Annotated in this window: 9 protein-coding genes and 1 tRNA gene; 3 read left to right on the top strand and 7 right to left on the bottom strand. The window is 68.3% G+C overall.

What is annotated here, in order from left to right:
- Position 1: 1 nt before the first annotated feature.
- The 3 genes from ACFWQC_RS17040 to ACFWQC_RS17050 all read right to left on the bottom strand — a co-directional run bounded on the left by ACFWQC_RS17040 (position 2) and on the right by ACFWQC_RS17050 (position 3,140).
- Positions 2-994, bottom strand: a complete 993-nt coding sequence (locus ACFWQC_RS17040; protein ID WP_378680204.1) for a branched-chain amino acid ABC transporter permease — start codon at positions 992-994, stop codon at positions 2-4.
- An 8-nt stretch (positions 995-1,002) separates the two neighbouring features.
- Positions 1,003-2,343, bottom strand: a complete 1,341-nt coding sequence (locus ACFWQC_RS17045) for a hypothetical protein (RefSeq protein ID WP_378680206.1) — start codon at positions 2,341-2,343, stop codon at positions 1,003-1,005.
- 167 nt (positions 2,344-2,510) lie between these two features.
- Entirely contained in the window at positions 2,511-3,140 is a 630-nt protein-coding gene (locus tag ACFWQC_RS17050; RefSeq protein ID WP_378680209.1) for an ANTAR domain-containing response regulator, read from the bottom strand.
- Positions 3,141-3,232: 92 nt separating this feature from the next.
- On the opposite strand from ACFWQC_RS17050, the gene ACFWQC_RS17055 reads away from it, so the two are divergent.
- Both ACFWQC_RS17055 and ACFWQC_RS17060 read left to right on the top strand, forming a co-directional pair.
- Positions 3,233-3,308 (top strand) — tRNA-Leu (locus ACFWQC_RS17055).
- A gap of 207 nt (positions 3,309-3,515) precedes the next feature.
- Entirely contained in the window at positions 3,516-4,097 is a 582-nt protein-coding gene (locus ACFWQC_RS17060) for a transcriptional regulator (protein ID WP_378680212.1), read from the top strand.
- On the opposite strand, the gene pyk is transcribed toward ACFWQC_RS17060, so the two are convergent.
- Positions 4,094-5,563, bottom strand: coding sequence for a pyruvate kinase (gene pyk, locus ACFWQC_RS17065; RefSeq protein WP_378680215.1), 1,470 nt, complete (start codon positions 5,561-5,563; stop codon positions 4,094-4,096). The two genes, ACFWQC_RS17060 and pyk, sit on opposite strands and share 4 nt — an antisense overlap.
- Positions 5,564-5,813: 250 nt before the next feature.
- Complete coding sequence (locus tag ACFWQC_RS17070; RefSeq protein ID WP_378680217.1) at positions 5,814-6,947, bottom strand: flavin-containing monooxygenase; 1,134 nt, start codon at positions 6,945-6,947, stop codon at positions 5,814-5,816.
- 123 nt (positions 6,948-7,070) lie between these two features.
- Here ACFWQC_RS17070 and ACFWQC_RS17075 point away from each other — a divergent pair, with 123 nt between their 5' ends.
- Positions 7,071-8,183: a helix-turn-helix transcriptional regulator gene (locus ACFWQC_RS17075; protein WP_378680219.1), complete on the top strand. Its 1,113-nt coding sequence runs from the start codon at positions 7,071-7,073 to the stop codon at positions 8,181-8,183.
- Positions 8,184-8,301: 118 nt separating this feature from the next.
- Here ACFWQC_RS17075 and ACFWQC_RS17080 read toward each other — a convergent pair whose 3' ends face one another.
- Positions 8,302-9,768, bottom strand: coding sequence for a glutamate synthase subunit beta (locus ACFWQC_RS17080; protein ID WP_378680221.1), 1,467 nt, complete (start codon positions 9,766-9,768; stop codon positions 8,302-8,304).
- Positions 9,761-14,317 carry a glutamate synthase large subunit gene (gltB, locus tag ACFWQC_RS17085; RefSeq protein WP_378680224.1) on the bottom strand — a complete coding sequence of 1,519 codons (4,557 nt, stop codon included), beginning with the start codon at positions 14,315-14,317 and terminating at the stop codon, positions 9,761-9,763. Before gltB ends, ACFWQC_RS17080 begins: the two co-directional genes overlap by 8 nt.
- Positions 14,318-14,551: the final 234 nt, after the last annotated feature.

The following is a 14,551-nucleotide window of genomic DNA, read 5'->3' on the forward strand; positions in this document are numbered from 1 at the left end:
GTCAGCGTCCATCGATCGCGATCTCCCTACGGTCGCCGATGATCCCCTGGGGACGGAAGATCATCAGCAGCATGATGGCCAGCCCCAGCATGATGTAGCGGATCACACTGGCTTGGGTGTCGGTCATGATCACCGTCGGGATCCATCCGCCCTTACCTGCGGACTGGCTGAAGAACGAGCCTAGCCCCGCAATCAGGAACCAGAACAGGACCGAGCCGATGACCGGGCCCATCACTCGGCCCGCGCCGCCGAGGAGCAGAGCGGCAAAGGCGTAGAACGTCATCAGCGTCGAGTAGTCGCTCGGCACGACCGAGGCCTGCTTGAGCGCCAGGAACATGCCGCCCAGACCACCGATGACACCACCGAGCGCAAGCGCCTGCATCTTGTACGCGAACACGTTCTTGCCCAGTGAGCGGACCGCGTCCTCGTCCTCACGGATGGAGCGGAGCACACGGCCCCACGGGCTGCGCATCAGTGCCCACACCAGCAGGCAGCACAGCGCGACCAGGATCCAGCCGACGGTCAGCGACCACAGGTCGTTGCGACCGAAGGAGATGAACCCCAGATCGATGCCGCTGCTGTAGGGGTTGGCCTCCTGGAACGGCCTGGCATAGCCGTTGAGCCCGTTGGAGCCACCGAAGGTGTCCTTCATCTCCACCGAGCCGAAGACGAACCGCAGCACCTCGGCCGCGGCGATGGTGACGATAGCCAGATAGTCCGCACGCAGACGCAGCGTCGGCACACCCAGGACCACGGCGAGCAGCAGCGGGGCCACGATCGCCATGACGATACCGAGCCAGAACGGCGCTCCGTAGGTGACCACGGAGACGGCCAGACCATAGGCGCCCACCGCCACGAACCCGGCCTGGCCGAAGTTGAGCAGCCCGGTGTAGCCGAAGTGGATGTTGAGGCCGATGGCGGCCAGGGCGAAGACGATTGCCTGCGGGCCGAGTGCCTGCTGCAGCGCCGCCCGGAGAATGTCGAGAATATCCATTGTCTCTCCTACCCGAGCCGCTCTTTACGACCCAGGATGCCCTGGGGCCGCACCAGCAGGATCACGATCATGATCAGCAGCGGGCCGATCTCCTTGATCGAGGCGGGCACGCCGAACAGCGGCCCGAGCTCGTAGACGAGCCCGATCACCAGCGAGCCGACGAGAGCGCCCCAGATCGTGCCGAGACCACCGAGGGTGACCGCGGCGAGGATGACCAGCAGGATCCGCATGCCCATGAAGCTGTTGACCTGCAGCTGCATCGCATAGAGCACACCGGACAGCGCGGTCAGCGCGCCACCGATCACCCACGCGTTGGTGATGACGCCGTCGACTCGCAGGCCGGAGGACGCGGCCAGTGCCGGGTTGTCCGAGACCGCGCGCATCGCCTTGCCCATCCGGCTCTTGGCCAGCCACAGGCAGACCGCGGTGATCGTGATGATCGCGACGAGCACGATGACCACCTCGCGGTCGGCGAGCGAGAGACCGAGGTAGTACCAGTGCTGCTCACGCTGCTGGCCGTTGTACTGCGACAGCGACCGGGTCGAGGAGCCGTAGAAGTACTGGAACAGGTAGCGCAGGAAGATCGCCAGGCCGATCGAGACGATCATCATCGCGATCAGGCCGGTGCCGCGCCGGCGCAGCGGGCCCCACAGGATCTTCTCCTGCGCGAAGCCACCCAGGCCACCGAGGAGGACCGCGATGATGCCGGCGAGGAGCACCGAGACCGAGGCCAGGGCGCCGGTCTTGAAGACCTGGTCGAAGGTCCAAGCCATCAGCGCACCAAAGGTGAGCATCTCACCGTGGGCGAAGTTGGACAGGCCGGTCGTGCCGAAGATCAGCGAGAACCCGAGGGCCGCCAGGCACAGGACCAGGGCGAACACGATGCCCGCGCGCAGGTTCTGGGCGAGGTCCTTGCCGAAGTTCGACTCCTCACCAGCGGTGACCCCGATCGGGAAGATCGCCCGGTTGTTGGGTCCCTGGAAACGTACCTGGACGGTGGCTTCACCCTTGGTGTTCTCGTCGAGGATCGTCCCTTCCGGGAGCGTCTTCTCGTCGAGGGTCACGGTGTACTTCCCGAGCTCCTCGACGACGATGATCGCTACGCCCTTGTCGTCGGTGACGCCCTCGCCGGCCTTCTCGCCGTCCTTGCTGACCTCGAGGGTCACTCCCGGGATCGGTTTCGGATTGCCTTGGGCATCCTTGTTGGCCTCGTCCTGAAGCGTCACCTGGATCGCGGTGGCGTCCGGCGGTGGGGTCTCGGTTGCCTGTGCGGCACCCGGGCTCCCAACCAACAGCACCATCAGCGCACCGATGAGCGCGACGAGGACTCTGTAGAGCCGCTTGCGCACGTGGGTACTCCTGCCTGTGTGTCCTAAAGACGGACCCTGACACCAGCTGAATACGCTGGTCGGCCGGATCCGCGCGGGCAGTCTAGGCCGAGATCACCCACGAACAAGCCACAGGTTGACCCTCATCTGAGACCGCAACCGATCTGTGACACGCCGTTTACACGGATTCAGGTACGTGGCCCGCTCACGCCGTGCTCGATGACGCCCTCGGCGACCTGGCGCATCGACAGCCGCAGGTCCATCGCGGTCTTCTGGATCCACCGGAAAGCGTCGGGCTCGCTCAGTGTCAGACCCTCCTGCAGGATGCCCTTGGCCCGGTCGACCGCCTTGCGGGTCTCCAGCCGGTCGGTCAGACCGGCGACCTCCCGCTCGAGCTGGGCGAGCTCCTGGAAACGGCTCACCGCCAGCTCGATCGCTGGCACCAGGTCGGTGATGTTGAACGGCTTGACGAGGTACGCCATCGCGCCCGCGTCGCGGGCCCGCTCCACCAGGTCACGCTGGGAGAACGCGGTCAGCATGACCACCGGGGCGATCCGGTCGCGCGCGATCGCCTCCGCCGCCGCGATCCCGTCGAGCACGGGCATCTTGACGTCGAGGATCACCAGGTCGGGTCTGTGCTCGGTGGTGAGCTCGATCGCGGCCTTGCCGTCGCCCGCCTCACCGACGACGTCGTAACCCTCCTCGGTGAGCATCTCCTTGAGGTCCATCCTGATCAGGACCTCGTCCTCCGCGATGACGACCGTACGCCGCGCCTGGCTCTCCGGGGTGCTGCTGGGGTTGCTCTGCGTCACGAGCACAGACTAGGCCATCACACGCCCGCACCGGCTACGTGATCTCAGACTCGGTCCGGTAAGTTTGCCCCATGCCAGGCCCGTTCGCGGGCCCCGGAGCCCCGGTACTCCAACGGCAGAGAGGGCGGTCTCAAACACCGTATAGTGTCGGTTCGAATCCGACTCGGGGCACCAAATTCGTTCAGCCAAGTTGCCGGTGGTCGAGTGCAGACTACGAGCATGTACGCAGGCCGCGTCCGCACTGAGGCACTCGCTCTCCTTCAGCAGGGCGCCTCACTGTCGACAGTCGCGCGCTCAACTGGGGTGGCGCGGTCCACCATTCGCGAGTGGCGGAGCCAGGAGCCACGCAGCAGGCCAGGTGCCTGCCCGCGATGCGACGAGTTGCCGATCGACCAGGAAGCGTACGCGGCTCTTCTCGGCTTCTACCTCGGCGACGGCCACATCGCGAAAGCCGCGCGCTACTACTTCCTTCGCATCACGTGCGACCTGGCCCATCCCCGGGTCATCGACGACGTGGTCGACCTGCTCGGCCGGATCAGGCCAGGTGGCACCGTATTCATCGTCGAGAAGCCCGGCTGTGCGGACGTTCAGCTGAACTGGCAGCACTTGCCCTGCCTCTTCCCGCAGCACGGCCCCGGTCGCAAGCACGAGCGCAGAATCGTCCTGGAGCCGTGGCAGCAGGAGATCGTGTCAGCCCACCCGGGCCCGTTCCTCCGCGGATTGTTCCATTCGGACGGGTGCCGAGTGGCGAACTGGGCGACCCGGATTGTCGCGGGAGAGAAGAAGCGCTACGAGTACGGCCGATGGCAGTTCGTCAATCATTCCGACGACATCCGCGACCTCTGCACCTGGGCGCTCGATCTGGTCGGCATCCCCTGGCGCCAGTCCTCCTGGAAGACGATCAGCGTCTCGCGCCGCGAGGCGGTCGCGGCGCTCGACGCACTGATCGGCCCGAAGAGCTAGCCCTTGCGCTCGTAGGCGGGCGCGACCTCGTTGATCGCGTCGCCGATGCGGTGGATCCGCAGGGCGTTGGTGGAGCCGGGGATGCCGGGAGGCGAGCCGGCGATGATGACGACGAGGTCGCCCTCCTCGACGCGGCCGAGCTTGAGCAGGTTCTCATCGACCTGCCGGACCATCTCGTCGGTGTGCTCGACCTCGTCGGTGCGGAAGGTCTCGGTGCCCCAGCTGAGCGCGAGCTGGCTGCGTACGGCATCGGAGGGGGTGAAGGCGAGCAACGGGATCGCGCCGCGCAGCCGGGAGAGGCGGCGGGCGGAGTCACCGGAGGTGGTGAAGGCGACCAGGTATTTCGCGCCGACCCGGTCGGCGACCTCGGCGGCGGCCTTGGCGATCACACCGGAGCGGGTGTGCGGGTCCCAGTCGATGGGGCTGAGCTCGGCGGCGCGGCTGCTCTCCGAGGAGAGGGCGTGGCGCTCGGTGGCGGCGATGATGCGGGCCATCGTCTCGACGGTGTGGATCGGATAGTCCCCCACGCTCGTCTCGGCGGAGAGCATCACCGCGTCGGCACCGTCGAGGACGGCGTTGGCGACGTCGTTCGCCTCGGCGCGGGTGGGCGCCGGGCTGGAGATCATCGAGTCGAGCATCTGGGTGGCGACGATGACCGGCTTGGCGTTGAGGCGGGCCAGCTCGATGATCCGCTTCTGCAGGAACGGCACCTCCTCGAGCGGGCACTCCACGCCGAGGTCGCCACGGGCGACCATGAACATGTCGAATGCGGCGATGACCTCGTCGAGGTTGTCGATCGCCTGCGGCTTCTCGATCTTGGCGATGACCGGGACGACGCGCCCCTCCTCGTCCATGATCTTGCGGACGTCCTCGTAGTCCCTCGCGTTGCGCACGAAGCTGAGCGCGATCATGTCGACGCCGAGCTTGAGCGCGAACCGGAGGTCCTCCTCGTCCTTCTCGGACAGGGCCGGCACGGAGACGGCGACGCCGGGCAGGTTGATGCCCTTGTTGTTGGAGACCGGCCCACCGACCAGCACCTCGGTGTGGACCTCGGTGTCGTCGACCGCGGTGACCCGCAGGCGCAGCTTGCCGTCGTCGATCAGGATCGGGTCACCGACCTTCACGTCACCGGGAAGTCCCTTGTACGTCGTCCCGCAGATCTCGTCGTCACCCTGCACGTCGCGCGTGGTGATCGTCCAGGCCTGGCCGCGGCGCAGCGTCGCGGAGCCTTCCTTGAACCGCTCCAGGCGGATCTTGGGCCCCTGCAGGTCGGCGAAGATGCCGACGCTGTGCCCGCTCGCAGCGGCCGCCTCCCGCACCAGCGCGTAGTTGCTGGAGTGGTCGTCGTGGGACCCGTGGCTCATGTTCATCCGGGCGACGTCCATGCCTGCGTAGACGAGCTCGCGGATGCGACGCTCCGTCCCGACGGCGGGTCCCAGGGTGCAGACGATCTTCGCTCTTCTCACGGGAGCCCAGACTACCCCTCTGGATCGTTCAAACCAGCACCCGCGGGGTGCCCCGAGATGGCCATTCATCGAGCATTCACCCAGGTCCCCGCCTCAGATGGCGCCTGCCCGCGGCACGTCGAGCGTGAGGTCGCCGACGGCTAGCCCCTGCCCACAGGCCCGGCAATGCACGTGAGCGACAAACTCCTCGCCACAAGTGTGTAGGAGCGGGGCCGGTCCGGTGGCAGCTGATCGCGAGGATCAGTGCCGATCAGCGGGCTCGAAGTTCCTTGGCGATTGCCTTGGCGGCGTGTCTGGCCTGTTTGGCGGCGTACCCGATCTGTGCGGCACGTGGGACGAAGCCGATGAAGCGCAGCCCGGGTTCGGCGGGCACCTTGCCGGTGACTGTGGGACGGCCCTGCTCGTCGAGCACGCCGAGGTGGCCGACCACCTTCGCCAGCCCGCGTCTGAAGCCGGTCGCACAGACGAGGGCGTCGGGGCGGATGGTGCTGCCGTCGACCAGGTGCACGGTGTCACTGGTCAGCGAATCGACTGCGCCGACGACATCGAAGGCACGGTCACGGATGGCGGCGATGACCTCACGGTCGACGATCGCAGGAGCGACCCCGAGCCGCTCGCTCCGGGCGAAGATCCCCTCTTCGGGTGCGGGGAGCCCGAACTCGCTCAGGTCGCCGATGGCGAGTCGGCGTCCGAAGCGGGCGATGGCATCCGCGACCCGGACGGGCGAGTTGTGGAGAGGGATCGCGATCACGTCGCCGGGTAGGCCCAGCGGGCCTTCGCGCAGCATGATGTTCGGCGGTGTTCGTACGGCGAGCCAGACCTTGTCCGCGCCGCCGGTGGCCAGGTCGAAGGCGAGCTCGAGGCCAGAGCTGCCGGAGCCGACGACGAGGACCGTGCGCCCAACGAAGGCAGCGGGGTTGGCGTAGCGCGAGGAGTGCACCAGGTCACCGATCCACGACTCGCGACCGGGCCATTCGGGCAGGAAGGGCTCATGGTCGTAGCCCGTCGCCATGACGACCTGGGGAGCCTCGAAGACACCACCGGAGGTGATGATCCGCCAGCCGTCCCTGCTCCGCTCGATCCGCTCGGTCGAGCAGCCCAACCGCAGCTCGATCCCGCCGTCCGTCGCGTGCTGCTCGAGATGGGCGATCACCTGGTCGCGGGTCGGGTAGGTCGGTGTTCCCTTGGGGTACGGGCGTTTCGGCAGGTGCGAGAACTGCCGTCCGGTGTTCAGGCAGAGTCGGTCGTAGCGACTGCGCCACGAGGAGCCGACCTGGTCGGCCCGGTCGACCACCAGCGGCCGGACGCCGCGGTCGGCGAGCGCCACCGCGGCTGAGAGGCCCGAAGTGCCAGCGCCGATGATCACGACCTGTCGGGGGTGCATGTCAGGCCAGTGATCGGTTCGGGAGTGATGGTGTCCATGCCTCCACCATCAGCCTCCTGGACGCGGAGGTAACTCCCAGATTTCTGGGCTGTTCACCGGGCGCCGCGGGCCTATCGTGGAACCATGGACGCCGACAGGCTCGCCGACCAGCTGCACGGCCTCGCCCGTGACGGTCTGGCCTGGACCGACTACGTCGCCGCGGCCGACCAGCTCCTCGGTCGAGCCATCGACTTCGACCGGTCCTGCTGGCACACGGTCGATCCGGGCACCGTCTTGCTGACCGGCAGCGTCAACCGCGAGGTGAGCTGCAGCGGGTCGTGGCTCGCGGAGTTCGAGTACCTCGTCGAGGACGTCAACAAGTGGAGCTTCCTCGCACGCTCCGGCCGACTGGCCGGCTCCACGAGCCAAGCCACCCACGGCACGTTGACGCGCAGCGCACGCCATCGCTCACAACGTGACTTCGGCATCGGAGACGAGCTCCGAGGAAGCATGGTTGACGGTGATGGCTACTGGGCCGCCGTCGGGCTGCTCCGCGACGATGGTCGGGCCTGGTTCGCCGAGGAGGACGTCGCCCTGCTCGCCGGCCTCTCCGCCGTCATCGCCGTCGCCGCACGTCGCGCGCTGGTGAGCACCATCGCGGCCGAGACGATGGCTGGCTCGGTCGGCCCCGGGGTGGTGACCTTCGACGCCGACGGCGGGGTCGAGTCACTGACACCCGCGGCCGAGCAGTGGATCGGCCTCATGACCGAGAACCCGCCACCCGACACGCCCGGGGAGTCCAAGGTCCTCCAGGCCGTGGCTTCTCGAGCCCGCAACGCGACGGACGGCGACCCCCTCGAGACGGCGGCACGCGCACGCCTGCGAGCCGCCGACGGCACCTGGCTCCTGCTCTACGGAAGTCGGCTCAGTGGCGGCGACGGCCGGACCGTGGTGGTCATCCAGCAGGCCTCGCCCTCCGAGGTCGCGCCGCTCGTTGCTCTCGCCTACGGACTGACTCCGCGCGAGGTGGACGTGACCCGCATGTGCATCGCCGGCCTGGCCACCAAGGAGATCGCCGCGCGGCTGCACCTGTCGGCGTACACGGTCCAGGACCACCTCAAGGCGATCTTCGAGAAGACGGGTGTGCGGTCGCGAGGAGCGCTGCTCGGGCAGGTATTTCTCGAGCACTACATTCCCCGCTGGCAGCCACTGGAGCACGCACCCGAAGGCTGGCACGGCTACCAGTCGCGACCCTGACTGCGCGATCCCACGCGCCCGTCGGTCGTCCGCTCAGAACCCGACTGGCCCGGCACCTCCTTTTTGGTGTTCCCGGGCCAGTGGTCGGCACGCCGTTGTGCCTCGGCCTTGGTAGGCCTCAGACCATCAGCTGCCGGTCCGTCGGGCGGATCGGCGCGGGCAGGTTGGTCGAGCCGGTGAGGAAGGTGTCGACGGCGGCCGCGGCGGCGCGGCCCTCGGCGATCGCCCACACGATCAGCGACTGTCCGCGACCCGCGTCGCCGGCGACGTACACGCCGGGGACGGAGGTGGCGAAGGAGTCGTCGCGGGCGACGTTGCCGCGAGCGTCGTACTCCACACCCAGCTGGGTGAGGAGACCGTCCTTCTCCGGGCCGGTGAAGCCCATGGCCAGCAGCACCAGGTCGGCGGGGATCTCCTTCTCGGTCCCCTCCTTCTCGGTCAGCTTGCCGTCGATGAACTCGACCTCGACGAGCTTCAGCGCGCGTACGCGGCCGTCCTCGGTGCCGAGGAACTCCTTGGTGGAGACGGCGTAGACCCGCTCGCCACCTTCCTCGTGCGCGGAGGCGACCCGGTAGGTCATCGGGTACGTCGGCCACGGCTGGCCTTCGGGGCGCTCCTCCGACGGACGCGGCATGATCTCCAGCTGGGTGATCGACTCCGCGCCCTGGCGGATCGCCGTGCCGAGGCAGTCGGCGCCGGTGTCACCGCCACCGATGATGACCACGTGCTTGCCCTCGGCCAGGATCTGGTCGGGGACCGCCTCGCCGAGCGAGGCCCGGTTGGACTGCGGCAGGTAGTCCATCGCCTGGTGGATCCCCCTCAGCTCACGCCCGGGGACCGGCAGGTCGCGCCCGACGGTCGAGCCGTTGGCCAGCACGATGGCGTCGTAGCGGTCCCGGAGCTGCGCACCGGTGATGTCGGTGCCGACGTCGACGCCCGGACGGAAGACCGTGCCCTCGCGCCGCATCTGTGCCAGGCGCTGGTCGACCTGCGACTTCTCCATCTTGAACTCGGGGATGCCGTAGCGCAGCAGGCCGCCGATCTTGTCGGCCCGCTCGTAGACGGCCACGGTGTGGCCCGAGCGGGTGAGCTGCTGGGCGGCGGCCAGGCCCGCGGGGCCGGAGCCGATCACGGCGACCGCCTTGCCGGAGAGCCACTCGGGCGGCTGCGGCTTGACGTGGCCCGCGTCCCAGGCCTTGTCGATGATCGCGACCTCGATGTTCTTGATCGTCACCGCGGGCTGGTTGATGCCCAGCACGCAGGCGGCCTCGCACGGAGCCGGGCAGAGACGACCGGTGAACTCCGGGAAGTTGTTGGTCGCGTGCAGACGCTCCGAGGCGCCCTCCCAGTCGTTGCGCCAGACCAGGTCGTTCCACTCGGGGATGATGTTGCCGAGCGGGCAGCCCTGGTGGCAGAACGGGATGCCGCAGTCCATGCAGCGCGAGGCCTGGGTGTTGATGATCGGCAGCAGGGTCTTGCCGATCTTGCCCGGGTAGACCTCGTGCCAGTCCTTGACCCGCTCGTCGACAGGACGCCTCTCAGCGACCTCGCGGCCGTTCTTCAGAAAACCCTTCGGGTCAGCCATGGAGGACCTCCATAATCCGCTGCGCTGCTTCGTCCTCGTCGAGACCCTCCTCGAGGGCCTCCTCCTGGGCTTCGAGTACGCGCTTGTAGTCACTGGGCATGACCTGCGTGAAGCGGGTCAGAGAGTTCGGCCAGTCGGCCAGGAGCGCCTCGGCCACGGCCGAGCCGGTCTCCTCGAGGTGGTCGCGGACCAGCTGCTCGAGCTCGGCGGCGTACTTCTCGTCCACCGGGGTGGCATCGTCCAGCTCGCTGTTGAGACGCTGCTCCTCGAAGTCGAGGACCCAGGCGACCCCACCGGACATACCGGCGGCGAAGTTGCGCCCGGTCGGGCCGAGCACGACGACACGACCGCCGGTCATGTACTCGCAGCCGTGGTCGCCGACACCTTCGGTGACGATGCTGGCACCCGAGTTGCGGACCGCGGCCCGCTCCCCCACGCCTCCGCGGATGTGGATCCGCCCGCTGGTGGCGCCGTAGGCCAGGGTGTTGCCGGCGATGATGTGCTCCTCGGCCCGGAACCCGGCCGTACGCTCCGGGCGGATGACCACCCGGCCGCCGGAAAGGCCCTTTCCGACGTAGTCGTTGGCGTCGCCCTCCAGGCGCAGCGTCAGGCCGCTCGGGATGAACGCGCCGAAGGACTGGCCCGCCGACCCGGTGAAGGTGATGTCGATCGTGCCCTCGGGCAGCCCCTCTCCGCGGTAGCGCTTGGTGATCTCGTGACCGAGGATCGTGCCGACGGTGCGGTTGACGTTGCGGATCGGCAGCTGGGCGCGAACGGGCTCGCCGCGCTCGAGCGCCGGGGCCGCGAGCGGCAGCAGCTCGTTGACGTCGAGCGACTTCTCCAGACCGTGGTCCTGGCCCTTGGTGTTGTAGAGGGCCTGGTCGGAGAACTGCTGCGGCGACTCCACACGGGTGAAGATCGGCGACAGGTCGAGCCCGGAGGCCTTCCAGTGGTCGATCGCGTCGCGGGCGTCGAGCGCCTCGGCGTGGCCGACGGCCTCGTCGATGCTCCGGAAGCCGAGCTCGGCGAGGAGCTCACGGACCTCCTCGGCGATGTAGCGCATGAAGTTGACGACGTACTCCGCCTTGCCGGTGAACCGCTCCCGAAGGACCGGGTTCTGGGTGGCGACGCCGACCGGGCAGGTGTCGAGGTGGCAGACCCGCATCATCACGCAGCCGGAGACGACCAGCGGCGCGGTGGCGAAGCCGAACTCCTCGGCACCGAGCAGCGCGGCGATCACGACGTCGCGGCCGGTCTTGAGCTGACCGTCGGTCTGCACCACGATCCGGTCGCGCAGACCGTTGAGGAGCAGCGTCTGCTGCGCCTCGGCGAGACCGAGCTCCCAGGGACCACCGGCGTGCTTGAGCGAGGTCAGCGGGGAGGCACCGGTGCCGCCGTCGTGACCGGAGATCAGGACCACGTCGGCGTGGGCCTTGGAGACGCCCGCGGCGACCGTGCCGACGCCGACCTCGGCCACGAGCTTCACGTGGACGCGAGCACTCGGGTTGGCGTTCTTGAGGTCGTGGATCAGCTGAGCCAGGTCCTCGATGGAGTAGATGTCGTGGTGCGGCGGCGGGGAGATGAGGCCCACACCCGGCGTCGAGTGACGCGTCTTGGCGACCCACGGGTAGACCTTGTGGCCGGGCAGCTGGCCGCCCTCACCGGGCTTGGCACCCTGGGCCATCTTGATCTGGATGTCGTCGGCGTTGGTCAGGTATTCGCTGGTGACGCCGAAGCGTCCCGAGGCGACCTGCTTGATCGACGAGCGGCGCTTCGGGTCGTAGAGACGATCCGGGTCCTCGCCACCCTCACCGGTGTTGGACTTGCCGCCGAGGATGTTCATCGCGACGGCGAGCGTCTCGTGAGCCTCCTTGGAGATCGAGCCGTACGACATCGCGCCGGTCGAGAAGCGCTTGACGATCGCCTCGACGGGCTCGACCTCGTCGATCGAGATCTTCTGGCGACCCAGCTCCTCGGCGCCCTTGAGCTTGAAGAGCCCGCGCAGCGTCATCAGTCGCTCGGACTGCTCGTTGACGCGGTCGGTGTACTGCTTGAAGACGTCGTAGCGGCCGCTGCGGGTGGCGTGCTGGAGCCGGAAGACCGTCTCCGGGTCGAACAGGTGCGGCTCACCCTCGCGGCGCCACTGGTACTCGCCGCCGATGGGCAGCGCGCGGTGGGCGTTGGCGACGCCGTCGCGCGGGTAGGCGGTGGCGTGCCGCTTCGCGACCTCCTCGGCGATCACGTCGAGGCCGATGCCGCCGAGCTTGGAGGTGGTGCCGGTGAAGTAGCGCTCCACGACCTCATTCGACAGGCCGACGGCCTCGAAGATCTGGGCGCCGGTGTAGGAGGCGACCGTGGAGACGCCGATCTTCGACATCACCTTGAGGACACCCTTGCCGAGCGCCTTGATCGTGTTGGCCATCGCCTTCTCGGCGTCGGCCTTCACGTAGTAGCCCTCGTAGGCGAGGTCCTCGACGGACTCGACCGCAAGGTAGGGGTTGACCGCGGCGGCGCCATAGCCGATCAGCAGGGCGACGTGGTGGACCTCGCGTACGTCTCCGGCCTCGATCAGCAGGCCGACCTGCGAGCGGGTGCGCTCGCGGACCAGGTGGTGGTGGACGGCGCCGGTCAGGAGCAGCGACGGGATCGGCGCCATCTCCTGGGTGGAGTGGCGGTCGGAGAGGACGATGATGCGCGCGCCGTCCTCGATCGCCTGGGAGACCTCGGCGGAGATCTCGTCCAGGCGCGCCTGCAGCGCCTCGGCCCCGCCGTCGACCTCGTAGAGGCCGCGGACGATGTGGACCTGGAAGCCCGGCATGTCGCCGTCACGGTTGATGTGACGGATCTTGGCCAGGTCGTCGTTGGAGATGACCGGGAACGGCAGCACGATCTGACGACACGAGGCCGGTCCGGGGTTGAGCAGGTTGGACTCGGCGCCGATGGTGCCGTTGAGGCTGGTGACGAGCTCCTCGCGGATCGCGTCCAGCGGCGGGTTGGTGACCTGCGCGAAGAGCTGGGCGAAGTAGTCGAACAGCATCCGCGGCTTGTCGCTCAGCGCCGCGATCGGGCTGTCGGTGCCCATCGAGCCGATCGGCTCGGCGCCGGTGTTGGCCATCGGCGCGAGCAGGATCCGAAGCTCCTCCTCGGTGTAGCCGAAGACCTGCTGGCGGCGGGTGACGCTCGCGTGGGTGTGCACGATGTGCTCGCGCTCGGGGATGTCCTCGAGGCGTACGAGACCGGCGTGGAGCCACTCGTCGTAGGGGTTCTCGGCGGCGAGCTCGGACTTGATCTCGTCGTCCTCGATGATGCGGTGCTCCGCGGTGTCGACGAGGAACATCTTGCCCGGCTGGACGCGGCCCTTGCGGACCACGGTGGCAGGGTCGATGTCGTCGAGCACACCGGCCTCGGAGCCGAGCACGACAAGGCCGTCCTCGGTGACCCAGTAGCGGGAGGGTCGCAGACCGTTGCGGTCGAGGACCGCGCCGATCTGGGTGCCGTCGGTGAAGACCACCGACGCGGGGCCGTCCCAAGGCTCCATCAGCGAGGAGTGGAACTCGTAGAACGCCTTGCGGGCGGAGTCCATCTCCTCGTGCTTCTCCCACGCCTCCGGGATCATCATCAGCATGGCGTGCGGCAGGCTGCGTCCGGCCAGGTGGAGGAGCTCGAGGACCTCATCGAACGAGGCCGAGTCGGAGGCGCCCTCGGTGCAGATCGGGAAGAGCCGCTCGAGGTCGCCGGGGATCAGCTCGGAGGCGAGCAGCGACTCGCGCGCCTTCATCCAGTTGCGGTTGCCCATGACCGTGTTGATCTCGCCGTTGTGGGCGATGAACCGGAACGGGTGGCTCAGCGGCCAGCTCGGGAAGGTGTTGGTCGAGAACCGGCTGTGGACGACGGCGATCGCGGAGGTTACCCGCTCGTCGACCAGGTCGGGGAAGACCTCGGCCAGCTGGGGCGTGGTGAGCATGCCCTTGTAGACGATGGTGCGGCTCGACAGCGACGGGAAGTAGACGTCGGTCTCCCTCTCCGCGCGCTTGCGCAGGCAGAAGGAGAGCCGCTCCAGGGCCAGGCCCGTGACGCGCTGCTTGGCGCCGGCGACGAAGAGCTGGCGGAAGGTCGGCATGACCGCCTTGGCGGTGGCCCCGAGGGAGTCGGGGTTGACCGGTACGTCCCGCCACCCGAGGACCTCGAGGCCCTCCTCGGTCGCGATCTCCTCGACCATCTTCACGGTGCGCTCGACCTGGTCGGCGTCGCCGGGGATGAAGGCGGTGCCGACGGCGTAGGCACGCTCGGCCGGAAGGTCGAAGTCGACGACCTCACGAAGGAAGGCGTCGGGGACCTGCAGCAGGATCCCGGCGCCGTCGCCAGAGTTGGTCTCGGCGCCGGCGGCGCCGCGGTGGTCGAGATTCACCAGGGCACGGATGCCCTGCTTCACGATGTCGTGGCTGGCCACGCCGGTCAGCGTCGCAACCATGGCGACGCCGCAGGCGTCCTTCTCGAACCGAGGGTCATAGAGGCCCTGGGGGGATGGATACGAGTGCTCGTACGGCACCGGGATCTCCCGTCTGTCCGGGCTCAGGCACGCACCGACCGACGCAGCCCAATAGCCCCGGATCTCTGACTCTGCTTCGAGTCCAGTCCGGAGCGGGGGATGTCTGCGACGAGTGCGCGCGCCCTTGCGGGGATGAAACTGGCAATCTGCAGGGGACAGCGTTGGCCCGCGCGAGTGCGGCTAGGTTACCACTGTGTCACGCGTAGGTTGCGAACGAGGGTCCATCGGTGGACA

Source organism: Nocardioides sp. NPDC058538, from assembly GCF_042719275.1.
Classification (GTDB): domain Bacteria; phylum Actinomycetota; class Actinomycetes; order Propionibacteriales; family Nocardioidaceae; genus Nocardioides.